The sequence below is a fragment of the Agromyces sp. Soil535 genome, from assembly GCF_001428255.1.
Classification (GTDB): Bacteria; Actinomycetota; Actinomycetes; order Actinomycetales; family Microbacteriaceae; genus Agromyces.
The window spans coordinates 105,440-129,986 of record NZ_LMRW01000003.1 but is presented as its reverse complement, the minus strand read 5'-3'; the positions used below and the strand labels follow the sequence as shown (position 1 = coordinate 129,986).

General features: G+C 69.2%; 29 protein-coding genes and 1 pseudogene. 20 read left to right on the top strand and 10 right to left on the bottom strand.

Annotated features, from left to right (window positions below):
* The first annotated feature begins 3 nt into the window (after positions 1-3).
* Both ASG80_RS04865 and ASG80_RS04860 read left to right on the top strand, forming a co-directional pair.
* Positions 4-1,155: a mandelate racemase/muconate lactonizing enzyme family protein gene (locus tag ASG80_RS04865; protein ID WP_056729046.1), complete on the top strand. Its 1,152-nt coding sequence runs from the start codon at positions 4-6 to the stop codon at positions 1,153-1,155.
* Positions 1,156-1,175: 20 nt separating this feature from the next.
* On the top strand, positions 1,176-1,433 hold the full coding sequence (locus ASG80_RS04860; RefSeq protein WP_056729045.1) for an MBL fold metallo-hydrolase: 258 nt from the start codon (positions 1,176-1,178) through the stop codon (positions 1,431-1,433).
* 8 nt (positions 1,434-1,441) lie between these two features.
* Here the strand turns inward: ASG80_RS04860 and ASG80_RS04855 are convergent, their stop codons facing one another.
* Genes ASG80_RS04855 through ASG80_RS04840 form a run of 4 tightly spaced genes read right to left on the bottom strand, consistent with a single transcriptional unit; the run spans position 1,442 to position 4,786 of the window.
* Positions 1,442-2,392, bottom strand: a complete 951-nt coding sequence (locus ASG80_RS04855; RefSeq protein WP_056729185.1) for a sugar kinase — start codon at positions 2,390-2,392, stop codon at positions 1,442-1,444.
* Positions 2,389-3,000 (bottom strand): bifunctional 4-hydroxy-2-oxoglutarate aldolase/2-dehydro-3-deoxy-phosphogluconate aldolase, encoded by a 612-nt coding sequence (locus tag ASG80_RS04850; protein WP_235508174.1) that lies wholly within the window; start codon positions 2,998-3,000, stop codon positions 2,389-2,391. Before ASG80_RS04850 ends, ASG80_RS04855 begins: the two co-directional genes overlap by 4 nt.
* Positions 2,997-3,755, bottom strand: coding sequence for an SDR family oxidoreductase (locus ASG80_RS04845; RefSeq protein WP_056729043.1), 759 nt, complete (start codon positions 3,753-3,755; stop codon positions 2,997-2,999). The genes ASG80_RS04850 and ASG80_RS04845 overlap by 4 nt, the downstream gene beginning before the upstream one ends.
* Positions 3,752-4,786 carry a zinc-binding dehydrogenase gene (locus tag ASG80_RS04840; RefSeq protein ID WP_056729042.1) on the bottom strand — a complete coding sequence of 345 codons (1,035 nt, stop codon included), beginning with the start codon at positions 4,784-4,786 and terminating at the stop codon, positions 3,752-3,754. Before ASG80_RS04840 ends, ASG80_RS04845 begins: the two co-directional genes overlap by 4 nt.
* 155 nt (positions 4,787-4,941) lie before the next feature.
* Between ASG80_RS04840 and ASG80_RS04835 the strand changes: the two genes are divergently transcribed.
* Positions 4,942-5,913 (top strand): aldo/keto reductase, encoded by a 972-nt coding sequence (locus tag ASG80_RS04835; RefSeq protein WP_056729041.1) that lies wholly within the window; start codon positions 4,942-4,944, stop codon positions 5,911-5,913.
* Positions 5,914-5,917: 4 nt separating this feature from the next.
* On the opposite strand, the gene ASG80_RS04830 is transcribed toward ASG80_RS04835, so the two are convergent.
* Complete coding sequence (locus tag ASG80_RS04830) at positions 5,918-6,661, bottom strand: FadR/GntR family transcriptional regulator (RefSeq protein WP_056729040.1); 744 nt, start codon at positions 6,659-6,661, stop codon at positions 5,918-5,920.
* A 77-nt stretch (positions 6,662-6,738) separates the two neighbouring features.
* On the opposite strand from ASG80_RS04830, the gene ASG80_RS04825 reads away from it, so the two are divergent.
* The 5 genes from ASG80_RS04825 to ASG80_RS24090 are packed head-to-tail and all read left to right on the top strand — an operon-like array spanning position 6,739 to position 9,688.
* Entirely contained in the window at positions 6,739-7,602 is an 864-nt protein-coding gene (locus ASG80_RS04825; RefSeq protein ID WP_056729039.1) for an amidohydrolase, read from the top strand.
* The gene (locus ASG80_RS04820; RefSeq protein ID WP_056729038.1) at positions 7,599-8,453 is read left to right on the top strand and encodes a fumarylacetoacetate hydrolase family protein; all 855 of its coding nucleotides are present in this window, start codon (positions 7,599-7,601) and stop codon (positions 8,451-8,453) included. Before ASG80_RS04825 ends, ASG80_RS04820 begins: the two co-directional genes overlap by 4 nt.
* Complete coding sequence (locus ASG80_RS04815; RefSeq protein ID WP_056729037.1) at positions 8,450-9,217, top strand: SDR family NAD(P)-dependent oxidoreductase; 768 nt, start codon at positions 8,450-8,452, stop codon at positions 9,215-9,217. The genes ASG80_RS04820 and ASG80_RS04815 overlap by 4 nt, the downstream gene beginning before the upstream one ends.
* Positions 9,214-9,537: an L-rhamnose mutarotase gene (locus tag ASG80_RS04810; protein WP_056729036.1), complete on the top strand. Its 324-nt coding sequence runs from the start codon at positions 9,214-9,216 to the stop codon at positions 9,535-9,537. Before ASG80_RS04815 ends, ASG80_RS04810 begins: the two co-directional genes overlap by 4 nt.
* A 4-nt stretch (positions 9,538-9,541) precedes the next feature.
* A complete protein-coding gene (locus ASG80_RS24090; RefSeq protein WP_156401657.1) occupies positions 9,542-9,688 on the top strand; it encodes a hypothetical protein in 147 nt (48 codons plus the stop codon).
* Positions 9,689-9,777: 89 nt separating this feature from the next.
* Here the strand turns inward: ASG80_RS24090 and ASG80_RS04805 are convergent, their stop codons facing one another.
* The gene (locus ASG80_RS04805) at positions 9,778-10,344 is read right to left on the bottom strand and encodes a helix-turn-helix domain-containing protein (RefSeq protein WP_056729035.1); all 567 of its coding nucleotides are present in this window, start codon (positions 10,342-10,344) and stop codon (positions 9,778-9,780) included.
* A 63-nt stretch (positions 10,345-10,407) separates the two neighbouring features.
* Between ASG80_RS04805 and ASG80_RS04800 the strand changes: the two genes are divergently transcribed.
* Positions 10,408-11,355 carry an FAD-dependent oxidoreductase gene (locus tag ASG80_RS04800; protein WP_369816215.1) on the top strand — a complete coding sequence of 316 codons (948 nt, stop codon included), beginning with the start codon at positions 10,408-10,410 and terminating at the stop codon, positions 11,353-11,355.
* A 14-nt stretch (positions 11,356-11,369) separates the two neighbouring features.
* Here the strand turns inward: ASG80_RS04800 and ASG80_RS04795 are convergent, their stop codons facing one another.
* From ASG80_RS04795 to ASG80_RS04785, 3 genes are all read right to left on the bottom strand, one after another.
* The gene (locus ASG80_RS04795; protein ID WP_056729183.1) at positions 11,370-11,945 is read right to left on the bottom strand and encodes a dienelactone hydrolase family protein; all 576 of its coding nucleotides are present in this window, start codon (positions 11,943-11,945) and stop codon (positions 11,370-11,372) included.
* Between the two features lie 169 nt (positions 11,946-12,114).
* Entirely contained in the window at positions 12,115-12,450 is a 336-nt protein-coding gene (locus ASG80_RS04790; protein ID WP_056729034.1) for a YciI family protein, read from the bottom strand.
* A 52-nt stretch (positions 12,451-12,502) separates the two neighbouring features.
* Positions 12,503-13,102 carry a dihydrofolate reductase family protein gene (locus ASG80_RS04785; RefSeq protein ID WP_056729033.1) on the bottom strand — a complete coding sequence of 200 codons (600 nt, stop codon included), beginning with the start codon at positions 13,100-13,102 and terminating at the stop codon, positions 12,503-12,505.
* 312 nt (positions 13,103-13,414) lie between these two features.
* Between ASG80_RS04785 and ASG80_RS04780 the strand changes: the two genes are divergently transcribed.
* The 9 genes and pseudogenes from ASG80_RS04780 (at position 13,415) to ASG80_RS23380 (ending at position 20,745) form a co-directional block, all read left to right on the top strand.
* Positions 13,415-14,227, top strand: coding sequence for an SDR family NAD(P)-dependent oxidoreductase (locus ASG80_RS04780; protein WP_235508173.1), 813 nt, complete (start codon positions 13,415-13,417; stop codon positions 14,225-14,227).
* A 405-nt stretch (positions 14,228-14,632) separates the two neighbouring features.
* Positions 14,633-14,809 (top strand): annotated as a pseudogene (locus ASG80_RS24865) (DUF6069 family protein); the annotation flags it as partial.
* 1 nt (position 14,810) lies between these two features.
* Positions 14,811-15,182: DUF6069 family protein (locus ASG80_RS04770; protein ID WP_235508172.1), on the top strand; the 372-nt coding region annotated here is incomplete at its 5' end.
* Positions 15,183-15,330: 148 nt separating this feature from the next.
* The gene (locus ASG80_RS04765) at positions 15,331-15,510 is read left to right on the top strand and encodes a hypothetical protein (RefSeq protein ID WP_056729030.1); all 180 of its coding nucleotides are present in this window, start codon (positions 15,331-15,333) and stop codon (positions 15,508-15,510) included.
* A gap of 37 nt (positions 15,511-15,547) precedes the next feature.
* The gene (locus tag ASG80_RS04760) at positions 15,548-16,240 is read left to right on the top strand and encodes a VanZ family protein (RefSeq protein WP_235508171.1); all 693 of its coding nucleotides are present in this window, start codon (positions 15,548-15,550) and stop codon (positions 16,238-16,240) included.
* Positions 16,241-16,646: 406 nt separating this feature from the next.
* Positions 16,647-16,787, top strand: coding sequence for a hypothetical protein (locus ASG80_RS23385; protein WP_235508170.1), 141 nt, complete (start codon positions 16,647-16,649; stop codon positions 16,785-16,787).
* A 229-nt stretch (positions 16,788-17,016) separates the two neighbouring features.
* Positions 17,017-17,367 (top strand): metallopeptidase family protein, encoded by a 351-nt coding sequence (locus tag ASG80_RS04755; RefSeq protein ID WP_056729029.1) that lies wholly within the window; start codon positions 17,017-17,019, stop codon positions 17,365-17,367.
* A 107-nt stretch (positions 17,368-17,474) separates the two neighbouring features.
* Positions 17,475-20,372 carry a helix-turn-helix transcriptional regulator gene (locus tag ASG80_RS04750; protein ID WP_156401653.1) on the top strand — a complete coding sequence of 966 codons (2,898 nt, stop codon included), beginning with the start codon at positions 17,475-17,477 and terminating at the stop codon, positions 20,370-20,372.
* Between the two features lie 151 nt (positions 20,373-20,523).
* A complete protein-coding gene (locus tag ASG80_RS23380; protein WP_056729027.1) occupies positions 20,524-20,745 on the top strand; it encodes an ATP-binding cassette domain-containing protein in 222 nt (73 codons plus the stop codon).
* A 93-nt stretch (positions 20,746-20,838) separates the two neighbouring features.
* Here the strand turns inward: ASG80_RS23380 and sigJ are convergent, their stop codons facing one another.
* On the bottom strand, positions 20,839-21,714 hold the full coding sequence (gene sigJ, locus ASG80_RS04740) for an RNA polymerase sigma factor SigJ (RefSeq protein ID WP_056729026.1): 876 nt from the start codon (positions 21,712-21,714) through the stop codon (positions 20,839-20,841).
* 218 nt (positions 21,715-21,932) lie between these two features.
* On the opposite strand from sigJ, the gene ASG80_RS04735 reads away from it, so the two are divergent.
* On the top strand, positions 21,933-23,993 hold the full coding sequence (locus ASG80_RS04735) for a S8 family serine peptidase (protein WP_056729025.1): 2,061 nt from the start codon (positions 21,933-21,935) through the stop codon (positions 23,991-23,993).
* A gap of 96 nt (positions 23,994-24,089) precedes the next feature.
* Positions 24,090-24,521: a nitroreductase family deazaflavin-dependent oxidoreductase gene (locus tag ASG80_RS04730; RefSeq protein WP_082589792.1), complete on the top strand. Its 432-nt coding sequence runs from the start codon at positions 24,090-24,092 to the stop codon at positions 24,519-24,521.
* The last annotated feature ends 26 nt before the right edge of the window (positions 24,522-24,547 follow it).

Genomic DNA, 24,547 nt, shown 5'->3' with positions numbered 1-24,547 from the left:
GACATGAAGATCACCGGTTACCGCACACTCACGGCGCAGCAGCACTGGCGCCGCTCCATCGGCGACGTCAACGGCCACATCACCGAGGCCGTCACCGAGGTTCCGATCGTCATCCTCGAGACCGACGCCGGAATCGAGGGTGTCGGACTGGGCTCACACGCCGACCTCGCCCGACTCTTCTCGGCCATCGACGGGGAGGATCCGCGCGGGGCGGCGGCGCTGTTCGACCGCATGCTCGCGCAGGTGTTCAAGTCAGGTCACGCCGGCGCGACCTACGGCGGCGTGGCGACGCTCGATTCCGCGATCTGGGACATCAAGGCCAAGGCCGCCGGCGAGCCGCTGTGGCGGCTGCTCGGGGGACGAGACCGCTTCGTCCCGGGCTACGCGTCCGGGCTCGACATCGCGCTCGACGATGATGAGCTCGCGTCCTTCTACGCGGAGTACGCCGAGCGGGGATTCGTCGCCGGCAAGCTCAAGGGCGGACTCGACCTCGACACCGACCTGCGGCGGCTGGCGATCCTCTCCGATGCCCTGAGCCGCAACTCGTCGCGACCGGGACTCATGCTGGACGCCAACGAGTCGTGGCAGGTCAAGCAGGCGGTGCGCTACGTCGGCGCGCTCGAGGAGAAGGTCGACCTGCTCTGGGTCGAGGAACCGTTGCGACGGTGGGACGCCGTCGGGCACGCTCGCCTGAGCACGGCGATCCGCGCGGCGGTGGCGACCGGCGAGAACCTCACCGGCGTCGAGCAGTTCCGACCGCTGTTCGAGGCCGGTGCGCCCGATGTGGTCCAGGCCGGGGCGGTGTGGGGCGTCAGTCACCTGCACCGGCTCGCGCTCGCCGCAGCGGCACGCGACCTGCCGATCAGTCCCGTCGGCTACAACGCCAACCCAGCGGTCGCGCACGTCATGACCGCGGTGCCCAACCACCTGACGACCGAGGTCCAGTCGATCGACTTCGCTCACGGTGTGCTCGTGGACCATGAGTTCATCGACGGTGGCATCGTCCTGAGTGATGAGCCCGGTGCGGGCATCCGCATCGAGGAGGCGGTCATCGAAGGTGCGCGCAACGGCGACGGATGGGCGGATCCCGCAGGACCCCACATGCGACCGACCCGGGCGGGCCTGCGGGTCGTGCTCGATGGCGTCGAGCGATGAGGCCGGGGGATCGAACCGACATGGAGATCCGGCCCGGACTTCATCGCGTCGAGGCGCCCCTCGGCGAGCGCTTCGTCGCGCTCTACCTGCTCGTCGACGTCGACGCCGACGCGGCGCTCCTCGTCGACACGGGCGTGCGTGAGAGCATCACCGAAACGCTCTTGCCCTACCTCGACGAAGCTGGAATCGCGCGCGAGAAGGTGCGCTGGCCGATCAACACGCACTGCGATTACGACCACACGGAGGGCAACGGCGACGGGCGGCTCGTGCTCGGCTGATCATCCGATCAGCGGCTGACGGGGTCCGACCCGACGGTCCGATCGAGGTCGCGCCGGGTCGGGAACCCCTCCCAGTCGCCTGGGTGCGCGCATGCCGCCGCTCCGGTGCGGATGCCCAATTCGAGCCGGGCCTCGACCGAGGCGCCGCGCAGCCGTTCCGCGAGGTATCCGGCGACGAACGCGTCACCCGCGCCGACGGTGTCGACGACGGCGACCTGGATGGCCGCGCGCGACGTCATCCGGTGGTCGAGCAGCGCGACGGCCCCGCGCTCGCCGAGCTTGATGACGACCTCAGCGGGTCCGAGCGAGGCGGTCGCCGCGGCGAGTGCGGGAACGTCGTCCTCGGGCAGGCCGGTGAGCAGGGCCGCCTCGTCGGCGCCCGCGAATACGATGTCGCTGCGCCGGGCGATCTCGCGGTACGTGTCGAGCGCCGCATCGGCCGACCAGAGTCGCGAACGGTGGTTGACGTCGAACGACACGGCCGTACCAGCCTCGCGGGCCCGTTCGATCGCGACGTCGATGCACGCGCGCGCTGACGCAGACAGGGCCGGGGTGATGCCCGTCACGTGGACGAGGGCGAAGGCGTGGAAGTCGACGACGTCGAGATCGTCGGGGGAGAGCCGACTGCCCGCGCTCCCCGAGCGGTGGTAGGTCACGACCGAACGGCCGGGCGACGGCGCCTCCTTGAGCATCAGGCCGGTGGGCGCACCGGGATCGACCGGTGCGATGACGCCCACCCCCTCGGCGCGCAACTCCCGCGTGACACGTGTTCCGAGGCCGTCGTCGCCGACACGGCCGAGCCACGTGACGGGGACGCCGAGCCGCGCGAGGCCGATCGCGACGTTGCCCTCAGCCCCGCCCGTGCCGACCGCGAGCTCGCGCTCGAGTGCGAGGGTGCCGATCCCGTGCGTCCGTAAGACCCCGATACCCTCGCCGATCGTCAGGACCCCCGCCGTCATGCCGGCTCCAGCGCGACGCATGCGCGGCTCAGCCGCTCGATCGCCTCGAAGTCGCCTGCCGCGATGAGGTCGCGGGTCGCCATCCAGCTGCCGCTCACCGCGAACACCGACGGCGAGGCCAGGTACTCGCCGGCGTTCTCCGCGGTCACGCCGCCGCTCGGGAGGAAAGGCACGTCGGGGAAGGGCCCGGCGAGGGCTCGCACCACGGCGATGCCTCCGAGCGGACCCGCCGGGAAGAGCTTGAGCCGGGACAGGCCGAGTCGCAGCGCACGCTGCACTTCGGTGGCGGTCGCGACGCCGGGGATGACCTCGACGCCGAGCGCGATGGATCGCTCGACGACGTCCTCGGCGAGGCCGGGGCTCACCACGAAACGCGCGCCGGCCTCGACGACACGGTCGACGTCGTCGGGCGTGAGCACGGTTCCCGCTCCGACGATGAAGTCGGGGACGGCGCTCGCGGCGGTGATCGCGGCGAGCCCGGCATCCGTGCGGAGCGTGATCTCGGCGCAGCCGATGCCGCCGCGAAGCAACGCTTCCGCGAGGGGTGCTGCCTGCCGCGCGTCGTCGATCACGATGACGGGGACGAACCGCTGGCCGGTGAAGATCATCGGCCGAGCCATCCGCCGTCGACGGGGAGGATCACGCCCGAGACGTAGTCCGCCGCCGGAGACGCGAAGAAGACGGTCGCACCGGCGATGTCCGCGGCGTCGCCCCAGCGCCCGGCAGGGATTCGGTCGAGGATCGCCTTCGAGCGATCCGGGTCGGCACGCAGCGCCCGGGTGTTGTCAGTCGCGATGTAGCCCGGAGCGATGCCGTTGACCGTCACGCCCCGCGAGGCCCACTCGTTCGAGAGGGCCTTCACGAGGCCGGCAATGCCGGACTTCGCCGCGGCGTACCCCGGAACGTTGATGCCGCCCTGGAAGCTCAGCAGGCTCGCGGTGAAGATGATCCTGCCGCGGCCGCGTTCCAGCATCCCGTTGGCGACCGCCTGGGTCAGCACGAACTGGCTCGAGAGATCGACCTCGACGACACGGTCCCACAGTTCGAGCGGATGCTCCGCGGCCGGCGCACGCTCGATCGTGCCCGCGTTGTTGACGAGGATGTCGATGTGCCGCTGCCGCAGCTCGTCGCCGAGCGCGATGACGGCGGCCCGGTCGGCGAAGTCGACGGCGCGGGCCTCGAACGAACGGCCGTGCGCCTCGACGGCGTCGGCGATGGCGCTGCCGGTCGGCTCGATCGTGGCGCTCACCCCGATGATGTCGGCACCGGCTGCTGCGAGCCCCTCGGCCATCGCGAAGCCGATGCCGCGCTTGGCGCCCGTCACGACCGCCGTGGTGCCGGTGAGGTCGAAGCTGATGCTCATGCGCCCGCCTCCTGCCCGGCCTGCACGTCGACGAGCACCTTCATCGCCCGACCGGCCTCGAGCTCGTCGAAGGCCGCTCGGGTCTCGGCGAGCGGGACGATCGCGGTGATGAGCAGCTCGGAGGGGATCGTGCCGTCGGCGATGAGCTCGACCGCGCGTTCGAAGTCGGTGCGCTGGTAGACCCGCGCGCCGAGGATGCGCAGTTCCCGCCAGAACACCCGCTGCAGGTCGATCTCGCGCGGGGTGGGGTGGATGGCCACGACGACGAGGGTGCCGCGGACCTTCGCGAGCGCGGTGGCGCCGAGGACGGCCGCTGCCGCCCCCGAGACCTCGAAGACCACGTCGGCGCCCGCGCCTCCCGTCCACGCCTCGACCCAGGCCACCTGGTCGACCTCGCGCGGGTCGAGCGTGTCGAACCCGAGGCTCGCGATCTGGGCTCGCCGCCGGGGGTCGAGCTCGATGACGGCGACCTCGGCGCCGAACGCCCGGGCGACGGTGGCGATGAGCACACCGATGGGACCGCCGCCGATGACGACCGCCTTCTCGCCCGCGACGAGCTCGGAGCGGCGCACGTCGTGGACCGCCACGGCGACCGGTTCGACGAGGGCAGCGGCATCCAGCGCGATCTGGGCGGGGAGTGCGACGAGCGTGCTCGCCGGCACGTTCCAGAGCGCCTGCAGTGCGCCGGGGGAGTCGATGCCGATGAAGTCGAGGTTCTGGCAGATGTGGGAGTTGCCGGCCAGGCAGGCGGGACAGGTTCCGTCCCAGGCCAGCGGCATGACGGTGACGGCGTCGCCGACGCTCCACCCGTCGACGCCGTCGCCGATCGCGGCGATCGTGCCGCTCATCTCGTGGCCGAACACGAGGGGCTTCTCCACGCGGGCGTCCATGTTGCCGTGCAGGATGTGCAGGTCGGTGCCGCACAGTCCCACGTACGCGACGCGCAGCTGCACCTCGCCCGGACGGGGCGGCGCGGGTTCGGCCCTCGCGATCGTGATGGTCGAGTCGCCCGTGTATGCGGCCGTCAGCATTGATCCTCCAGGTCGAGATGTCGAGAACGGCGTTGATCTGCGAAATTCAGATGATCAATCGAGCCGCTGGTTCTCGATTATCACACCAAAATAGAAATCTGGCACGTAGTCGTCTAACCTTTAGACAACTACGCTGTCTCTCTTGGAGGTACTCGATGCTGAGTCGAACGCTGCGGACCGGCCTGTCCGTGACCGAACTCGGATTCGGGGCCGCGCAGCTTGGGAACCTGTTCCGCGAGACGACCGACGACGAGGGGCAGGCCGCGGTCGGGGCGGCCTGGGACGCCGGCATCCGCTACTTCGACACGGCGCCGCACTACGGACTCGGCCTTTCCGAACGCCGCCTCGGTGCCGCGCTCGCCGACCGTCTCCGCGACGACTACGTGCTGTCGACGAAGGTCGGGCGGCTCATCGTCCCCAGCGGCCACCCCGACGGCACGATGGACGACGAGGGCTTCGCGGTTCCCGCCACGTCGCGGCGGCAGTACGACCTCAGCCGTGACGGCATCCGCCGCTCGGTCGACGAGAGCCTCGAGCGACTCGGACTCGATCGCATCGACATCGCCTACCTGCACGATCCCGACGACCACGGACCTGCGGCGCATGCCGAGGCCATCCCGGCGCTGATCGAACTCCGCGATGAGGGCGTGGTCAGCGCGGTGGGTGCCGGCATGAACCAGTCGGCGATGCCGGCCGAGTTCGTGCGCCGCCACGACGTCGACGTGATCATGCTCGCCGGCCGCTACACCCTGCTCGACCAGGGGGCGCTCGACGAGCTCCTGCCGCTCGCCGTCGACCGTGGTGTCGGCATCGTGGCCGCCGCGGTGTACAACTCCGGGCTGCTCGCGCGCCCGCGCCCCGCAGCCGACGCGCACTACGACTACGGTCCCGCCCCCGCAGCGATGATCGCCAGGGCGAACGCCATCGCCGACACCTGTGAGGAGTTCGGCATCACCCTGCCCGAGGCGGCGATCGCGTATCCGTTGCGGCATCCGGCCGTCGTCTCGGTCGTCGTCGGCATGCGCACGGCCGACCAGGTGGTCGGCACTGCCGAGCGCTACGCGGCGCGGATTCCCGAGGAGTTCTGGCGCGTGCTCTCCGATCGAGGGCTCGCGCGCGATGCCTGAGGTCTCAGTCCTCGTCGGGCTCGACTGGAGCGAGGTGGCTCGCCGTGTATTCCTCGACACCGAGCACGTGGGCCGCCATGCGGATGCGGGCCCGCTCGGAGTCGTGCGCCGTGAGCGCGTCGAGGATCGCCCGGTGCTCGCGCTGGGTATCCTGCACGGCACCGCGCTGGTGGATCGCCCGCCAGAGGCGGGCGCGGGCGGTGCGGCTGACGAGCGCCTCGATGATCGCGGCGAAGGCGGGATTGCCGCTCGCATTCGCGATGAGTCGGTGGAAGGCCGTGTCGACGTCGATCGTCGCCTCGAGGTCGATGTCCTCGTCGGCGAGGAGGCCCTCGCCGTGGTCGAGGATGCGCCGAGCCTCAGCGAGATCCTCGTCGGAGATGAGCAGGGCCGCGCGGGCGGCGGCCTCGGGTTCGAGCGCACGTCGCACGCCGAGCAGGTGCACGCTGTTCTCGGGGCTCTGCAGTTCGGCGAGGATGCCGAGCGGCTCGAACAGCTGGCTCGGTTCGAGCGAGGTCACGTAGGTGCCGTCGCCCTGGCGGGTCTCGAGCACGCCGAGGATGACCAGCGCACGCACTCCCTCGCGGAGCGGCCCACGGGAGACGCCGAGTCGCTCGCCGAGCTCGCGCTCGACCGGCAGTCGCGAACCGGCGACGAGCTCGCCGCTCATGATCATCTGCCGGATGCCGTCGATCACGACGTTCGATCGCGATCGGGCGGGCTCGCCAGTGGTGGACGCGGTGCTCATGGCGACAGCCTAAGCGAGCAGACCGGCCGAATCCGACCATTCATCAGATCTTTCGCCGACCCCGTGGAGGAGCACCAATGAGCGGCACCATCGACGCCCACCAGCATGTCTGGGACCTCGAGCAGGCCGAGTACGCCTGGCTCGGTCCGGAGGCCGGCGTGCTCTACCGGAACTTCGGCATGGACGACATCGCCGCCGAGTTCGCGGCCGCAAGCGTGTCGGGAACCGTGCTCGTGCAGTCGGCCGACAACGACGAGGACACGGAGCACATGTTCGCGGTCGCCGCCGACGCCCCTATCGTGCTCGGCATCGTCGGTTACGTTCCGCTTCACGAGCCCGAGCGGGCCGCCGAGCGGCTGGCCGAGCTGCAGCAACGTCCGCTCTTCTGCGGCGTGCGCAACCTCATCCACGACCGCCCCGACCCGCACTGGCTGCAGCGTCGGGACGTCGACGAGGGGCTCGGCCTGCTCGAGCGGGCGAGGGTTCCGTTCGACGTCGTCGGGGTGCTGCCCGAGCATCTCGAGGCCGTGCTCGCGATCTCGGAGCGGCATCCCGACCTCGACATCGTGATCGACCACCTCAACAAGCCGCCGATCGGGCTCATCGACCACGAACCGTGGGCGTCGCTCATAACGCACGTCGCCGCCAACCCGCGCGTGCGCGGCAAGGTCTCGGGTCTGTACTCCGCCACCGGCGATCCCGCCAACTGGACGGTCGACGCCATCCGGCCGATCCTCGACCACGCGCTCGACGCATTCGGCCCCGACCGGCTGATGTACGGCGGCGACTGGCCCGTCTCGCTCATCGCGGGCGGGTACACCCGCGTCTGGTCGGGCATCGATGAACTGCTCGGGGGACTCGACGTCGTCGGCCGAGACCTCATCCTCGCGGGGACCGCCCGCTCGTTCTACTCGCTTCCAGGATCGGAGACCATCGGATGACTGAACTGTTCACTCTCGCGCGGCTGGGCGCAGCGGGCCGCGAGGTCCCGGTCGTGCGCTCGGGCGGGCGACTGCTCGACGCGCGCAGCGTCGCGAGCGACTTCGACGCCGCGTTCTTCGCCGGGGGCGGGATCAACAGAATCCGCGACGCCCTCGGCGAGCTCCCCGAGTTCGACGGCGACGGGCAGCGCGTCGGCGCCCCGATCGCGCGTCCCGGCAAGATCGTCTGCATTGGGCTCAATTACCGCGACCACGCGGAGGAGACGGGAGCCGCACTGCCGGCCGAACCCGTCGTCTTCATGAAGGACCCGTCGACCATGGTCGGCCCCTTCGACGACGTGCTGATCCCGCGTGGTTCGACGAAGACCGACTGGGAGGTCGAGCTCGGCGTCGTGATCGGCACGACCGCCCGCTATCTCGGTTCGCCTGACGATGCCCTCGGCCACGTGGGCGGGTACGCCGTCTCGCACGACGTGTCGGAGCGCGAGTTCCAGCTCGAGCGCGGCGGCCAGTGGGACAAGGGCAAGAGCTGTGAGACCTTCAACCCGTTCGGGCCCGACCTCGTGCCCGCCGAGCATGTCGACGACCCGCAGCGACTCGGGCTGCGGCTCTGGGTGAACGGCGAGTCGCGGCAGGACGGCTCGACCGGCAACATGCTCTTCTCGGTCGCGCACGTGATCTGGTACCTCAGCCAGTTCATGGTGCTGCACCCAGGTGAAGTCATCAACACGGGCACGCCGGCCGGGGTCGCGCTCGGCCTTCCCGGCACGCCCTACCTGCGTGAGGGCGACACGGTCGAGCTCGAGATCGACGGTCTCGGCCGCGCGAGCCAGCGGATGGTGCAGGCATGAGCGCCGGCGAGTTCGACGGCCTCGTCGCCGTCGTCACGGGAGGGGCATCCGGAATCGGCCTCGCGACCGCCGAGACCCTCGCTGCTCGGGGCGCGACGGTCGCCGTGCTGGACCGCAACACTGACGGCCTCCCCGACGTGCTCACCGGCTTCGTCGCCGACGTCTCCGACCGCGCGTCGGTCGATCAGGCCATCGCGGCGATCGCCGACCGATTCGGCGGCATCGACGTCGTCGTGAACAACGCCGGCATCAGCGCGGTGGGCACCGTCGAGGAGAACGACGACGCGGAATGGGCGCGCGTGCTCGACATCAACGTCGTCGGAATGGCGAGGGTCACGTCTGCGGCGCTGCCGTGGCTGCGCCGGTCGGATGCCGCGGCCGTGGTCAATCTCGCCTCGATCGCCGCCCTGAACGGGCTTCCTCAGCGGGCGCTGTACTCGGCATCCAAGGGGGCCGTGCTGGCGTTGACGTACGCGATGGCGACCGACCACGTCGGCGAGGGCATCCGCGTGAACTGCGTGAGCCCGGCGACCGTGGCGACGCCGTTCGTCGAGCGGATGCTGCAGGGATTCGCCGACCCCGTAGCCGAACGCGCCGCGCTCGACGCCCGACAGGCCACCGGACGCATGGTCGAGCCTGCCGAGGTCGCTGCGGCGATCGCCTACCTTGCGAGCCCACTGTCGGGTTCGACGACGGGAACGGCCCTCGACGTCGACGGTGGCATGACGCACCTGCGGGTGCGCCCGGCGGGGGCGCGCGCATGAAGCGGCTCGCCTCGGTCATCGGGATGCCGACAAAGAACCGCGAGGAGTACGAGCGCCTCCACGCGGCCGTGTGGCCAGCCGTGCTCGAGCGACTGACGCTCAGCAACATCCGCAACTACTCGATCTACCGCCACGGCGAGGTGCTGTTCGCCTACATGGAGTACGTCGGCGACGACATCGAAGCCGATATGGCGGCGATCGCAGCCGACCCGGCGACGCAGGAGTGGTGGTCGGTCTGCGAGCCGCTGCAGCGACCGTTCCCCGAGCGGGCGCCCGGCGAGTGGTGGATGGAGATCCCGGAGATCTTCCACCTGGATTGAGGGCATGATCGTCGTCATCGTGCGCTCTGACGTCCAACCCGAACCACGGGAGCACGGTGTTCTCGAATCGGGTCAGGGCTCGGATGCGATCGCCGGCGAGCGTGAGGACGAAGAGGCCGACTCCGTGGCGCGTGCCGCCGGCGTCGCGTAGGTAGGCGCCGAACGCCGGCTGCCCGTTCGCCCACGTCGGCACGAGGTCGAAGCGGCGCCCGGCGTCGAAGATGGCACGCTGAGCCCTTCTCAGGCGGATGCGCGAGTGTGCACCCGCGCACCTTGCGCGTTGAACAGGCAGAGCACCTCGAGCGCGTCGGGGCCGGGATTGCCGAATCCATGCGGCACGCGGGTATCGAACTCGGCGGCCTCGCCCGCCCCGATGATGAGATCGTCGTCGGCGAGAAGCAGTCGCATGCGCCCCGAGATCACGTAGATCCAATCCCACCCCGGGTGCACCCACTGGCGGATGGGCTTGTCTGGCGATGGCGGATGCACCTGCTTGAACGCTTCCCACGAGCCAGTTCCCCCAGACAGCGGCACGGTCACGACGCCGTCCCGCAGCCGCGGACGTGGATGAATGCGCGGATCGCCCAGTGCGGGGGCGCCGACCAGATCGTCCAAGGGCAGGCGATACAGCCGCGCGAGGGGCAGGAGCAAGTCGAGCTGCGCTCGTCGGGAACCCGATTCGAGCCGGGACAACGTGCTGATCGAGATTCCGCAGGCCCCGCTGACCGCTCGAAGGGTCATTCCACGGGACTCGCGGATCGCACGCAGCCGATCGCCGATTCCGGCCAGCTCGTCGTCGTGTGCCATGGTCCCCCCGTTCGTTGCCGTTCCAGCAAACAACATTGCCACCGCTTGGCTGATTGCACCAGCATGAAGCACATGAGCAGTGGACAGGAACGAACCGATGTCGTGATCGTCGGCGGTGGGCCGGCGGGCCTCAGCGCCGCTCTCTCGCTCGGTCAAGCGCGCCGACGGGTGATCGTCGTCGACGCAGGCAAGCCCAGGAACATGACCGCCGCCCACATGCACGGGGTCCTCGGCCACGATGGACGTTCCCCGCTCCGGCTCCTCGAGCTCGGGCGGAAGGAGGCCGCTGGGTATGGCGTGCAGCTCATTCACGGCGCGGTGACGACGGCGCGCACCGATGGCACCGCCATCGAGGTCGAGACCGCGAAGGGGAGCATACGCACTCGACGCCTCCTGGTTGCAACAGGCCTCGACGACGAATTGCCGAACATCCCCGGGTTGCGGCAGCAGTGGGGGCGCGGAGTCGTCGTCTGCCCCTATTGCGATGGCTGGGAGCACCGAAACGAGGTCATCGGCATCGTCGCGACGTCACCACGCAGCATCGAACAGGCTCAGCTGCTGCGGCAGTGGTCGGACCAGATCGTCTACTTCGCGAACGGGCTCGGCGAGCCCCCGGCCGATGAGATGGAGGCGCTCGTGCGCCGCGGCATCCGGTTCGAACCCGGCTCGGTCTTCGGGCTTCGCATCGACGATGACCGGGTGACCGGCGTGGAGGTCGATGGGCGCGTGCTACCTGTGGGCGTGGTCTTCACCGGGCCCACTCCGCGCCCCCGCGACGCGCTCTTGCGTTCGCTCGGAGCGACGACGACCGACGGACCGCTCGGATCCTGGGTCGAGATCGATGACGACGGGCGCACCTCCGTTCCCGGAGTGTGGGCGGTCGGGAACGTCGTGAATGTGCGTGCCAACGTCTCCGTCTCGCTGGGTCTCGGCTCTCTCGTGGCCGGCGCCTTGAACGCAGATCTCGTCGCCGACGACATCGCCCAGACCCTTGCAACCGCGGCGAGCTGAGCCTGACTCACGCGTCAGCTGACTCGCGCGAGGAACTCGAGCACGCGCCGCGTGAGGAGCTTCGTCGCGTCGGCGTCGTAGCTCGGCAGGCTCGAGTCGGCGAAGTAGTGCTGGTCGCCGGGGTACAGGAAGAGCTCGGCGTCGTCGGCTGACGCGACGAGCTCGCGGGCGGCATCGACGTCGCCCTCCTCCATGAAGATCGGATCGGCGTCCGCCCCGTGGATCTGCGCAGGGAGGCCGGCCGGCCACGCGCCGAACTCCGAGACGGGCAGGCATGAGTAGAAGAACAGCGCACCTCGTGCGCCAGGGCGGGTCTGGGCGAGCATCTGCGCGGGCACCACTCCGAGCGAGAAGCCGCCGTAGACGAGGTCGTTCGGCAGCGCCTCGGCCGCGCGCTCGCCGCGGGCCATGATCTCGCCCCAGCCGACCTCGCCGGCGTAGCCGACGCCCGCCTCGATCGAGGCGAAGGTGCGCCCTTCGAACAGGTCGGGCGTGTGCACGGTGTGGCTCGCTTGCCGCAGCTCGTCCGCGAAGGCGTACAAGCCCTCGGTTGGGCCCAGTGCGTGGTGGAAGAGCAGTACCTCTGCCATCGTGATTCCCTCGTTCGCCGTGATCTCTCTCGATCGCTCGAACGGTACGCGATCGGCCCTGACATGTCGAGCGATCAACGCATCGCGGTGCCCGGGATGATCCATCTGAGGCGACCGCCTTGGGCCCACTCCTCGCGGTGGGCACGGGTGATCGCAGCGCGCGCGTCGATCAGGCCCCCGGCATCAGGAACGGTCGCACCTCGACCCGCCGGTTGCAGGCCTTCGACCCGTCGGCCATGAGCGCGAGCGCGACGTCGAGGTCGGGAGCGTCGATGATCCAGAAGCCGGCCATGTGCTCCTTCGACTCGATGAAGGGTCCATCGGTGAACACCGGCTCCTCCCCGCGGCCGTCGATGACCGTCGCCGTGCTGGGCGCGGCGAGGCCGGCCGCGAACACCCAGTGGCCACCCGCCCGGAGGCGCTCGTTGAAGGCGCCGATCGCCACCATCTCCTCGGGGGTGCCGGAGTTGCTCTTGTCGTCGATCACGGAAACCAGGTACTGCATCTCATACCTCCACGATGTGGTTCAGGGCCATCTTGCTACGGTGTGCTGCCTGCTACGCATACTGCGGGCGCCCGGCGGGCCGGTAGGTCTGAACCGTGATGCCGGTGGAGAACCTGCGTGATTCCAGCAGGTCGAGGGCGAAATCTCTGCCCGTATCGGGGAACAGTCGCGTGCCAGCGCCGACGATCACCGGGCAGACGATCAGCGTCATCTCGTCGATCAGCTCGTGTTCGAGCAGCCAGCGGATCAGCTGGCCGCTTCCATGCACCTGCAGCTCGCCGCCCGGCTTGGCCTTCAGCTCGCGGATGGCCGCCTCGAGATCCCCCGAGAGTACGGTCGTGTCGGCCCACTCCGGGTCGGTGATCGTATTCGATGCGACGAACTTGGGGTGCGTGTTCAGGGCGCCGGAGAACGGGTTGTCGAGAGGGTCTTTCACCCCCCAGTACCCGGCGAAGAGCTCATAGGTGCGTCGGCCGAACAGGAACGCGTCGGCGCGCTGGTAGAACTCGGCGATGTAGGCGGTCGACGCCTCATCGCCGAGCGGCAACGCCCACCCGCCTCGGTCGAACCCTGGGTCGAGTACCGGGTTGTTCCCACCGTTCCCCTGCATCACACCGTCGACGGTGACCTGGGTGTTGGTGATCAGCTTCATGATCGTGGTCCCTTCCGATGGCGCCCCTCGCGGGCGACCACTCACCCTTGCTACGAACGACGTTGCCGCGATCCGACACCGCGTGCGGAAAGTTCTCTGGATCTCAGCCGCTGATGCGCGGTCGCAGGTAGTCGGGCAGGGATGCCGCGGACGCCTCGAAGAATTGCAACCTATGGGTTGCAATCCGCCCGGCAAACTGCAACCCTAGAGTTGCAATAGTCGAGGAGTGAGAAACGACCGGCATTCGGCGCCGCGGCGGGCAACCACTCCCGGGGCGACCGAAATCCTCGGCCAGATCGAACGAACGATGACATGAACGGAGGCGGCGTGATGCTGCTGGAGAACAAGGTGGCCGTGGTCCACGGCGGTGGCGGTTCGATCGGAGGCGCGGCGGCGCGCGTGTTCGCCCGCGAGGGCGCGCGGCTGTTCCTCGCAGGGAAGAGCCTCCCGCGACTCGAGGCTGCGGCATCCGTTGCAAGAGCCGAGGGGGCGGATGTCTCGGTGGCCGTCGTCGACGCGATGGACCAGGCTGCGGTCGACCGGCACGTCGATGAGGTGGCGGATGCCGCCGGCCGCATCGACATCGCGCTGAACGCGGTGGGATTCGACCACGTGCAGGGCCTGCCGATCGCCGAGACGTCCCTCGAGGACTACCTGCATCCCGTGGTCGGGTACCTGCAGACGAACTTCGTCACAGCGAAGGCCGTGTCGCGGCACATGATCGCGCAGGGGAGTGGCGTGATCCTCACGATCTCGACGCCCGGTGCGCGGCTCACCGGCCGCGGACTCATCGGCAACGCGGCCCAATCGGCTGGGCTCGAGGGGTTCTCGCGCGCGCTCGCCGGCGAGCTCGGGCCCGATGGGGTACGGGTGGTCTGCGTGCGTCCGCACGCGATGTCGGATGCCCTTGCCACCTCGTACACGCGCGAGATGTTCGGCCGCACGGCGGAGGCCAGCGGGATCCCCATGGATCAGTGGTTCGCCGGCTTGGTGGGCATGACACTGCTCGGCCGGCTTCCGCTGCTCGACGAGGTCGCGGAGTACCTGGCGTTCGCGGCATCCGATCGTGCACGCTCGATGACCGGGGCGATCGCCAACCTGTCGGCGGGGGCGCTCGTCGACTGATGCCGGGATGTCGGGCTCGGGCCCCCGGAGCACACGATGCTTCGGCGGGCCCGTCGACACTCGGCTCGGATGCCGCGGGCGGCGCGGCATCCGACACGCCCTCGCCGACGCAGGCTCAGGGAGTAGCCGCGAGCGCGCGCACGGCTCGCTCGATGGCGGGACGCACGTCGAGCTCGGGGTTGATGGTGAGCCGGTGCAGTATAGGTGGCGGGCTTCAAAGGCCTCCCCGATCAGGACTCCTGGCCATACAGCGGCGATCTGACGGCTGGAGTCCACGACCCGCGGGCGGGTTTGGGCAGGTGAGCTGCTCGACGTGCTGAGCGCCGGGTCGAATGACATTCGTTCCGTCGAGGTCGGGACATCCGACCCTACCGGGTGAAGGCGGGCGCTCGTAGTGTCAGCTGCATGGAGGAGATGGCCGCGCAATATTCGCCTTCACGCCGCCGCCGTCTCGGCAGGGTTGCGACCGTCGCGGCGGCCATCGCGGCGCCGCTCATCGTCTGGGTGATCGCCGTGCCCATCGCCGGCGTCGACCTCACGGTGGGCTCCGGCGCGGCGGCGCAGACCATCACGCCGCTGTCGNGCGGCGCCGCTCATCGTCTGGGTGATCGCCGTGCCCATCGCCGGCGTCGACCTCACGGTGGGCTCCGGCGCGGCGGCGCAGACCATCACGCCGCTGTCGATCGTCGTCGTGGTCCTCGTCGCCGGACTCGGCGCGTGGGGCGTGCTCGCCCTGCTCGAGCGGTTCGTGAAGCACAGTGGCCGGGTCTTCGCGATCATCGGTTGGACGGTGCTCGCTCTCTCGTTGCTTGCGCCAGTGACGGGGGGCGCAGCGGGCGCCGTGTTCGTGGTGCTCGTCGCGATGCACGTCGTGACCGGGGCGACGCTGGTGATCGGGCTGCCGCTCGCCGCTCGCGGTCGGCCGGCGACGTCGGGCGATGACGTCGGGCGATGAAGTTTGGCCACGGCACCACGACCACGCGACGACCGACGACGGATGCCACGCGCCGAACGGCCTTCGACAGCAGCAGCTGCTCGGCGCCGATGACCGCACCTCCTGAGCTGAAGCTTCCCGATGACGGCACAGTTCGCCGGATGCGGCGATGCTGGCTGCTGGCTTCCTCGGCGTGATCGTGTGGTGGCCCGGTTCCGTCGGCACGACGGTGGTGCTGACCGTCTGGACGTTCGGTGTGCTCGAGTACGTCAAGTACATGGTGCACTCCGGCCCCTGCCTCGCCGCGACACTCCATTGGATCGGCGGCGCCGTCAGCAACACGGCCTAGGGTTGGGGGTCGTTGTCGTTCGTTCGTGGAGTCTGGTGTGTCTTTCCTGGAGAAGAAGCCGTCCCGAGCGGGCGGGCGCGCCCTGCTGGTCGTGCTGTTCGTGGTCTACCTCGTCCTGCTCGCCTGGCTCGTGCTGTGGAAACTCGAGGTCCCGTACGTCGGCGTCGGCGCGCTACGCGAGATCAAGCTCGTCCCGTTCGCACCCAGCGCCGGGGCCGGTGCCAGCGCCCCCTTCGAGGTCGTCGCGAACTTCGTGCTCTTCGTCCCCTTCGGGCTGTACCTCGGTCTCCTCGCGCCGTCGTGGCCGTGGTGGAAGGCCGTGGGCGCGGTCGCCGGGGCGAGCCTGGTCCTGGAGGTCGCCCAGTACGTCCTGGCMCTCGGGAGCTCCGACGTCACCGACCTCGTCGTCAACACCGCGGGAGGTCTGGCCGGGATCGGCCTGCTCGCCCTGGCACGCCGCAGGCTCGAGGCGAGGACCGTCACGGTGATGACGCGGATCTGCGCGATCGGGACCATGCTCGCCCTGCTCGCGACCGGGGTCTTCGTCGCTTCTCCGCTGCGGTACGCGCCCCCGCGGGACGTCGCGGTCGTCCCCACGTACTCGGTGTCCGTGCACGATGCGGGGGCAGCCGAGGGTGATCGCCCCCAGCTGAATCCAGCTGCTCACCCGCAGGTCTCGCCAGCCGAACCCGCGGGGCTCGGGCAGCGCGCTGGATCTGCTCAGCCGTGAACATGCGCCGGCGGAGCAGGTCGTCGGGCACGGATGCCGCCGGCGGAGCGGCATCCGTCACGCCCTCGGCCAGCATGCTGGGGTCGGAGCCCACCAAATGGCCCGATCCGGTTGCCCCTGGATTGGAACTCTTGGACTGTAGTTCTCACCAGATCTTTGGTGCCGTGACCAAAGGGGGGATGCGAAATGCGAGGTAAGCCTTTCCGGTGCCGGCTCGGTATTCACAAATGGGTAGTGCGCCGGGAACCCGACACGGAACCGTATTTCGAGTGCGCGCGTTGTTCGAAGGTGCAAGTGACGGAGCTGCGTACCATCGATCTCGGGGGCGGCGGATGACGCAGCAACGAGGCGCGGTTGGACACATCTCGTCGGACCTAGTGACATACTCAACAACCACGTATTGACGGTGAACTGGGCGAGCGCGTACTGCGCCCACACCGGCCCGCGGCACCACGACCACGCGGCGGCCGACGACGGATGCCACGCGGCGCACGGCCTTCGACAGCAGCAGCTGCTCGGCGCCGACGAGCGCGATGGTGGTGCCTGAGCCTGTCGAAGGGCGCGGCATCCGACCGTCGACGGCCGCCTCGAGGATGTCGGTGAGGTCCTCGATCGGGATGGGCCGGTTGGGCTTCTCGTGGACCCGACGTCCGCGAACACCGGGATGGTCTGCACGGTGTGGCTGAGGTGGTCGATGAGGTGGTCGGCCTTCCGCTTCTTGCCGAGCAGTTCGAGCAGCCGGGTGCGCCCGCTCGGCGAGCGGGCACAATTGGGACATGGTCGAGATCTCCGATGACGACTTCGAGCGGATAGTTGCCGAGGAGTTCGACGCGCTCCCCGACGACATGGTCCGTGGGGTCGAGAATGTCGCCATCCTCGTCGAGAATCAGCCGCTGGGGGAGCGACCGCGGCTGTTCGGGCTGTACAGCGGGCGTCCGCTGACCACCCGCGGGGTCTACGGTTTCGGGGAGCTTCCCGATCGGATCACGCTGTACAAGAACAACCTGCAGGCGCACAGCGCAGACCTCGATGCGCTGCGTTCGCGGGTCCGCATCACGCTCGTGCACGAGATCGGTCACTACTTCGGGCTCGACGATGCTCGGCTCCGCGAACTCGGCTGGGCGTAGGGCGCCGTCTCGCACGGTCTCGACTTCGGCGGAGTGCTGTGCCGTGTCCGTGCGGAGCAGACCCCCTTAGGTGTCTCGAAAAAAGGCCTCGGTGGGAGAATGGGCCTGTGGCCGTCCGCACAGGCGTGATCGGGCCCGTCCTCGTTGGGCGAGGTCAGGAGCTGTCCGTGGTTCGAGATGCCCTCGATCGCGCAGAAGCCGGTGCGGCCGTGACGGTCTTGGTAACCGGTGATGCCGGAGTCGGAAAGACGGCACTCGTACAGCAGGCATGCGACGACCGCACGGCAGGAACCCTCGTGCTCATGGGCGGATGCCTGCCACTGACGAAGATGGCGGTGCCATTCCTCGCCCTGCGATCCGCGCTTCGCGACATCCGAGGCGGAGAGGTCGGCAGTGCACCGCGCTTCCTAGAGGCGGGGGAACCCGCGGAGAACGTCCCAGTGCTGCTTGACGGCTGGCTCGACGAGGTCTGCGCGATCAATCCCGTCGTCCTCGTCATCGACGATCTCCAGTGGGCCGACCAGAGCACGCTCGACGCTCTCATGTATCTCGTCGCCGGCCCGCGAGCACGTCGCCTCGCGCTGGTGGCGACGATACGGAGCAGCGATCTCGGCGAGGACCATCCGCTTCGGCGCTGGCTTGCGGACATCCATCGGATGCCCGGAACCGAGGAACTTCTCCTCGGGAACCTCGACCGCGTTGCAACCGGTCAGCAGATCTCGAGCATTCTCGGGCGACCCGCTCACGAATCGCTCGTCGATGACGTGTATGCTCGCACGCTCGGGAATGCATACCTGACACGCCTCTTCGTCAGTGGGTTGGCTGCGGATGCGCACCACGTCGAGTCCGACCTGAATCCCGACCTTGCGGGAGCTGTGCTGCGATCCTGGACGCGCCTCTCCGCGCCCGCCCGTCAGCTCACCCGGATCATGGCGATCGGCGGCGTTCCGGTCACAGCGGCCCTGTTGAGCGGAATCACCGGCGATTCAGAGGAGCAGATCCGAGGCCGCCTCCGCGAAGCGGCTGAGGCTGGTGCGGTCGATCCGACCGCCGACGGGCGCTACTGGTTCCATCACCCGCTGATCGCCGAGGCGCTCCATCAGTCCATGCCCGTGGATGAGCGCCGTGAACTGCATGCGGCATTCGCGGATGACCTGGAAGCCGAACTCGGCGTCGACTCCGATGTCCCGGTCGAGACGGTCGTCGCGATCGCGGATCATCGCTTCGAGGCGGCCCAGCTCGACGAGGCGCTGACGTGGGCGGTGCGCGCCGCCGACTCGGCCCGAACGGCAGGCGGGCAAAGGGAGATGCTTCGACTGCTCTCACGAGCGCTACGCCTCGAGGAACTGGCGGAGCGATCGTGGGTCACCCGGCGTGAGCTCCTCGAGCGATTGGTTTCGGCGGCTGACATCGCAGGCGAAAACGCGGAGGAGCTCGGGGCGATCAATCTGCTGCTCGATGAGGTCGAACCGACCCGCGAACCGCTTCGCGTCGCGGAGCTCCTGGTGCGACGTGCCCACCTGCGCTACTCGACTGGCGCCACCTTCTCTCCCGTGGCTGAGTTCCGCGAGGCGGTTGCTCTCGCTGCCCAGTCACCCGACAGCTGGCAGTATGCGTACGCGCTGGCGTGCCTGGCGTGGGCGGAGTATTGGAATGACGATCCTCATGTGGCCGAGTACGCGGAATTGGCCGTCGCGGCCGCGTCCCGCGCAAACGACGCGCGCGCCATGTCGTATGCGCTCTATTCGAAGGCCCTCGGGGAGTACGTCCGTGAGAACGGCGAAGCGTGCGTTGCGCTCGCTCAGCGGAGCGCAGAGGAAGCACGTGAGGCGAAGGATCCGTGGGCGTTCAGCCGTGCCAGCCTCATGGAAGCGAACGCGCTCGAGATGTGGACATCGCGTCGGTTCGCGGATCTGATACGGCGGCGGCGTGATCAAGCTTCAGAGTTCGGGGCACCACACTCGTACATCGCATTCCTCGCCGCCAGCGAAGCGCACGCCTGGGTGGCGATCGGCGAGTGGGAGGAAGGCTTGCGTAGCCTCCGCATCGCTCTCGGTGCGAGCCCAGGCGAGCTTGCCGACATACAGGCACGCCTCACGGCGGCGCGTTTGGCAGCCGCCCAAGGTCGCGTGCGAGAGGCACGGGGGCATCTGGACCGCGCTGACGAGATCGTTCAGGATGCGTCCGCATTCCGCGCCAACGAGTTCGACGCGGTTCGGGCCATCGTCTGCATGGCCGAGAACCGGCCAGCTGACGCTTTTGAATCCGCAATGACCGGCCTTCTGGCCGAGGGGGTGCCGCCGACGATGTGCGAGTGGCTTCTGCCACTGGCTGCGCGGTCATTGGCAGATCAAGCCGAGGCCGCGCGGGACAGAGCACTCGATCCAGGCGAGTTCCTCGAGGCTGCGGATTCGCTGGTACGACAGTTCCCCAACATCGTGAAGGATGTCGGCCCGCCGACTCAGGTCTGGAATCGTCAGATGGACGCCCTCGCCGAGTGGTACGCCGCTGAGATCGCGCGTGCCAGACGAGCTCCGAACGAAAGCGAATTGTGGCAACGCACCATCGCAGCGTGTCAGGGCTGCCAGCTTGCTTGGGAAGAGGCATACGCGTACTGGCGGTATGCCGAAGCCCTGTTGGTCGACGGATCAGGTGAGCGTGCCGCAGCCGCCGAAGCCCTCCGCAGGGGAATCCAACGAGCTGAACAGCTCGGGGCCGTTCCCGAGCTGGATGCCATGAGGGCCCTAGCGGCGACAGCGCGCATAACGCTGTTGGAAGTCACGGAACCGGTCCTGTCGGTATCGGACGGCGTGACTGGATTGCTGACTCCCCGGGAGCGGACAGTCCTCCAGTACATCGTGGCCGGCCGCACGTACAGGGAGATCGCTCGCGAACTGTTCATCGGCGAGAAGACCGTCAGCACTCATGTGTCGAGCCTGCTGCGGAAGACTGGGGCACGGAACAGAGTCGAGCTCGCGCTACTCGTATCGCGCTCCATCGACTGAACGGACGACGCGACGGGCCTGCCCCGGGCGCCGTCGCCAGGATCGCCGGATAGAGTGGCCAACGGCTGAGCGCGGCATCGCCCAGTGCCGTTCGGCCGCGGCATCCGCTCGCCTTCGCCGTCATCACGACGCCCCCAACGCAAGGACACCCGTGAGCCCGATCCGCCTGAACGACGTGAGCATTGAGTTCGACGGGCGTCCGGTGCTGCGCGAGGCGTACCTCAAGCTGCGGCGGGGCGACCGCATCGGACTCATCGGCAAGAACGGCACGGGCAAGACGACGTTCCTCGAGCTCGTGCTCGGGCGGCGCGAGCCGAACGCCAGCAAGACTGCGGCAACCGGGGCTTTTCAGTCGTTGCCCCGTGTGGGTTGACGGCGTAATCGACGACGGATGCCGCTGCGTAGTCCTCGCGCCCGAGCGCACGATTTCGGCTCTGCACGAGGGCCGACCGCCGGCCGGAAGCACTCACCGCACGTGCGCGAGCTTCTTCGGATTCCCGATGCCGTGGATGACCGAGATCCGTTCTTCGGCGAACTCGAGCGCGAGCACGGAGATCACCCGCCCCCGGCGGCGGATGACGACCCCGGGTTCGGCATTCACTTCCGCGACCTCGAAGTCGAGGCCCAGCCCGCCGACCCCTGCGAGGAACTGCCGGGCGATCGTCTCGGCCCCGGTGACAACGTCGGTCGGCGCGTCCGGGAAGACGCCGCCGGTGTCGAAGTGGCCCGTGGCATCCGTCGCGAGCACTGCGACCAGCCCCTCGAGGTCGCCCTCGGACGCGGCGGCGGCGAACCGCTCCGAGAGTCGGCGGGCGGCGGCGGGATCGACGGAGAACCGGGCTTCGCCCTGCGCGGCGATCCGCTTCCGCGCGCGTGACGCGGACTGCCGCGCGCTCGCCGGACTTACGCCGAGGACGTCGGCGACGCGGTCGAAGCCGAGGTCGAACACGTCGTGGAGGAGGAACGCCGTGCGTTCCGCGGGCGTGAGCTGTTCGAGCACGACGAGCAGCGCCATCCGCACCGAGTCATCGAGGGTGACGCGGTCTTCGGGAAGCGTCCGCTCGTCGGTGACGATCGGTTCCGGCAGCCAAGGCCCGACGTAGGCGCGACGGGAATGCTCGTGCGAGCGCAGCCGGTCGATCGCAAGGCGGGACGCGACCGTGACCAGCCACGCGCGCGGCTCGTCGAGCGGCTCCGCGTCGGGCTCGTCGCCGCGGGCGAGCAGCCGGAGGTACGTCTCCTGGGTGACATCCTCGGCCTCGGCGACGGATCCGAGCACCCGGTAGGCGACGTCGCGGACGACATGTCGGTGCGCGGTCCACAGGTCGGAGAAATCGGTCATGACAGAAAGACGATCCACCCACGGCGAATGTGACGCAAGCACGGATGTCGTGCCCGCCGTGGCCGTCGGGCGGCGCAGACCTGTCGCCCCGCATACGCGCAGTGTCCGTTGCCGCCCCCACCGTGCGGGGCTAGACTCGCGCCGCCGTTATTCAGGTGCCGTCGGGATCGTCGCCCTCGCTGGACCCGGTCCCATGACTGAAGGTGCGAGGGCGCGCTATGCCGAAGATCACGATCAACGGAATCACCGTCGACACGACCACGCAGGCGCGCGATCTTGAGGCCTTCGGGATGGATGCCGGGTCGGTGGCGACCTCCGACCACATCCTCATCCATACGACGGAGCCGATGACGGCCGACCAACGTGAGGCGGTAGCCGAGGCCGGCGCGGACGTGGAGGAGTACGTCTCCGACAACACCTACCTCGCGACCTACCGGCCGAAGGACATCGCACCGGTGTCCGACCTGCCATTCGTCGACTGGGCGGGCCCGTATGCGAAGGCGTTCAAGATCCCTCCGACACTGCTGGGCCCGAACGTCGACCCGGCCAGGCCGCGCGACCTCGCGTTCGAGACGCCGCACCCGTCCCGCGCCTTCCGCTCCGTCGACCTGCTGCTGCACCCGGACGTCGCGCCATCCGACGACCTCGTCTCGCGGGTCGCCCGGGCCGCCAGGGTGAACCCGGATCAGGTCGAGGTGACCTCCGGCAAGCTTCGCGTCACGACCGAACAGGGACAGCTGCCCACGCTCGCGACCATCGACGAGGTCCGCGAGATCCAGCCCGTCCCCGAGCGACGCCTATTCAACAACGTCGCGCGTGGCATCCTGAACGCCGACGTCGACGTCAACGGAACGACGTACCGGGGCGACGGCGAGCTCGTCGCCGTCGCCGATACCGGGTTCGACACCGGCGATCCGGTCAACCCGCATCCGGCCTTCACCGGACGAGTCGCGCAGCTGCTCGCCCTGGGGCGAACGTCTCCGGCTCAGGCCGACGATCCCCACGGGCACGGCACGCACGTCGCCGGGTCGGTGCTGGGTCGCGGCAACTCACCGAGCATGGGAGGCGCGATCGAGGGCACCGCGCCGGAGGCGCAGCTCATCCTGCAGAGCCTGCTCGACACCGCAGGCGGGCTCGGCGGAATCCCCGTCGACTTGGCAGACCTCTTCCAGCCCACGTACGACAGCGGCGCGCGCGTCCACACGAACTCGTGGGGCGCGACGACCCCGGGACTGCCGTACAGCCCTGCGTCGCGCGAGATCGACAACTTCGTCTGGAACCACCCCGACCAGGTTGTCTGCTTCGCCGCCGGGAACGACGGCATCGACGGCGACCGCGACGGCGCGATCGACCCCAGCCAGATCGGCTCCGAGGCCGCGGCCAAGAACTGCATCACCGTCGGCGCGTGCGAGAGCGTCCGGGACTTCGGTCCCACGTACCGCGACTACTGGCCGTCCGACTATCCCAGCGACCCGGTCGGGAGCGATCCGCAGGCGGACTCCTCCGACGGCATGGCAGCATTCTCGAGCCGTGGGCCGACGCGGGAAGGGCGAATCAAGCCCGACGTCATCGCTCCCGGCACGTGCATCCTGTCGACCCTCTCGCGCAATGCGCCAGGAGGCGATGACTTCGGTGTGTCGAGCGACCCGCTGTTCTTCTTCGACACGGGAACCTCGATGGCCACGCCGCTGGTCGCGGGCTGCGCCGCCGTAATCCGCGAGACGCTGGTGAAGAATGGGATGCCGACGCCGAGCGCGGCCCTGGTCAAGGCCCTGCTCGTCAACGGGGCCGATGAGCTGCCCGGGCAGTACAACCCGTCCGAGGCGGGTGCGTCCCCCAACTCGAATTCGGGGTGGGGCCGGGTCAACCTCGCAGGCTCCGTCATCCTGCCGGGGCCGGCCGTCGATGCCGGCTTCGGCGAGGGCGGGCCGCTGGAGCAGGGAGAGGAGGACTCCTTCACTGTCGAGGTCCCCGAGGAGCCACGCCACGACGAGGAACGCGGGATCCGTGCGGCCGGCGGCGCGACGTTCAAGGTGTCGCTCGTCTGGTCGGACCCGGCCGGTGCCCTGCTGCAGAACGACCTGGACCTGGTGGTGATCGCCGCCGACGGGTCCGAGCGGCGCGGCAACGTGGGCACGGCCGACGACTTCGACCGCGTCAACAACGTCGAGCAGGTGCTGTGGGTGGGGATGCCTCCCGGCACGTCCACGGTGGTCGTGCGCGCATTCCGCATCACCCAGTTCGCCCAGCCGTACGCGTACGCCTGGCGGATCTCATGAGGCGGTGACGATCGCTTCCGCCGACCGGGGCCCGACGCAAGCACGGATGTTGCCGTCGGGATGTCACATCTGCGTCGGCTCATCCGTTCTCTCTGCATGAACGACACCTCCTATCTGCCCCGACCCCACGAGCCACGCGTCGGCGGTGGGCCGCCGCGCCGGCTCGTGAACGCGACCGCGCCGGTCGCGCGCGCCCTGGCGGGTCGTCGCTGGGTACCGCTCTGGGCGCTCATCCGCCATCGCGGCCGCCGGAGCGGCACCGCCTACGAGACACCGATCGCGGTGGTGCCGACGACCGACTCGTCCATCGTGATGATTGGCCTGCCTTTTGGCGCGACGACCAACTGGGCGCGCAACGTCGTGGCGGCGGGTGGGGCGTCGCTTCGGTGGAAGGGGCGTGACGTCGAGCTCGGGCATCCGCGAATCGTCGACGGTGCGGAGGCGGAGCGGCTCGCGAGGGCACCGTTCAGGCCGGTGCTCAAGCGGTTCCCCGCGGCGATCGTGTTCGAGCGCAGGGTGATCGAGTAGACGCTGCGCGCCTCCTCGACCGATTC

Bases quoted from the DNA above. Each gene is read 5' to 3' on its own strand.
- ASG80_RS24090 (WP_156401657.1), top strand. From the start codon at position 9,542: ATGATCGTCGTCATCGTGCGCTCTGACGTCCAACCCGAACCACGGGAG.
- ASG80_RS04855 (WP_056729185.1), bottom strand. From the start codon at position 2,392: ATGACGGCGGGGGTCCTGACGATCGGCGAGGGTATCGGGGTCTTACGG.
- ASG80_RS04835 (WP_056729041.1), top strand. From the start codon at position 4,942: ATGCTGAGTCGAACGCTGCGGACCGGCCTGTCCGTGACCGAACTCGGA.
- ASG80_RS04860 (WP_056729045.1), top strand. From the start codon at position 1,176: ATGGAGATCCGGCCCGGACTTCATCGCGTCGAGGCGCCCCTCGGCGAG.
- ASG80_RS04795 (WP_056729183.1), bottom strand. From the start codon at position 11,945: ATGGCAGAGGTACTGCTCTTCCACCACGCACTGGGCCCAACCGAGGGC.
- ASG80_RS04765 (WP_056729030.1), top strand. From the start codon at position 15,331: ATGCTGGCTGCTGGCTTCCTCGGCGTGATCGTGTGGTGGCCCGGTTCC.
- ASG80_RS04865 (WP_056729046.1), top strand. From the start codon at position 4: ATGAAGATCACCGGTTACCGCACACTCACGGCGCAGCAGCACTGGCGC.
- ASG80_RS04810 (WP_056729036.1), top strand. From the start codon at position 9,214: ATGAAGCGGCTCGCCTCGGTCATCGGGATGCCGACAAAGAACCGCGAG.
- ASG80_RS04785 (WP_056729033.1), bottom strand. From the start codon at position 13,102: ATGAAGCTGATCACCAACACCCAGGTCACCGTCGACGGTGTGATGCAG.
- ASG80_RS04780 (WP_235508173.1), top strand. From the start codon at position 13,415: ATGAACGGAGGCGGCGTGATGCTGCTGGAGAACAAGGTGGCCGTGGTC.
- ASG80_RS04850 (WP_235508174.1), bottom strand. From the start codon at position 3,000: ATGATCTTCACCGGCCAGCGGTTCGTCCCCGTCATCGTGATCGACGAC.
- ASG80_RS04845 (WP_056729043.1), bottom strand. From the start codon at position 3,755: ATGAGCATCAGCTTCGACCTCACCGGCACCACGGCGGTCGTGACGGGC.
- ASG80_RS04730 (WP_082589792.1), top strand. From the start codon at position 24,090: ATGAACGACACCTCCTATCTGCCCCGACCCCACGAGCCACGCGTCGGC.
- ASG80_RS04805 (WP_056729035.1), bottom strand. From the start codon at position 10,344: ATGGCACACGACGACGAGCTGGCCGGAATCGGCGATCGGCTGCGTGCG.
- ASG80_RS04735 (WP_056729025.1), top strand. From the start codon at position 21,933: ATGCCGAAGATCACGATCAACGGAATCACCGTCGACACGACCACGCAG.
- ASG80_RS04815 (WP_056729037.1), top strand. From the start codon at position 8,450: ATGAGCGCCGGCGAGTTCGACGGCCTCGTCGCCGTCGTCACGGGAGGG.
- ASG80_RS04825 (WP_056729039.1), top strand. From the start codon at position 6,739: ATGAGCGGCACCATCGACGCCCACCAGCATGTCTGGGACCTCGAGCAG.
- ASG80_RS04820 (WP_056729038.1), top strand. From the start codon at position 7,599: ATGACTGAACTGTTCACTCTCGCGCGGCTGGGCGCAGCGGGCCGCGAG.
- ASG80_RS04840 (WP_056729042.1), bottom strand. From the start codon at position 4,786: ATGCTGACGGCCGCATACACGGGCGACTCGACCATCACGATCGCGAGG.
- ASG80_RS04830 (WP_056729040.1), bottom strand. From the start codon at position 6,661: ATGAGCACCGCGTCCACCACTGGCGAGCCCGCCCGATCGCGATCGAAC.
- ASG80_RS04755 (WP_056729029.1), top strand. From the start codon at position 17,017: ATGGTCGAGATCTCCGATGACGACTTCGAGCGGATAGTTGCCGAGGAG.
- ASG80_RS04800 (WP_369816215.1), top strand. From the start codon at position 10,408: ATGAAGCACATGAGCAGTGGACAGGAACGAACCGATGTCGTGATCGTC.
- ASG80_RS04790 (WP_056729034.1), bottom strand. From the start codon at position 12,450: ATGCAGTACCTGGTTTCCGTGATCGACGACAAGAGCAACTCCGGCACC.
- sigJ (WP_056729026.1), bottom strand. From the start codon at position 21,714: ATGACCGATTTCTCCGACCTGTGGACCGCGCACCGACATGTCGTCCGC.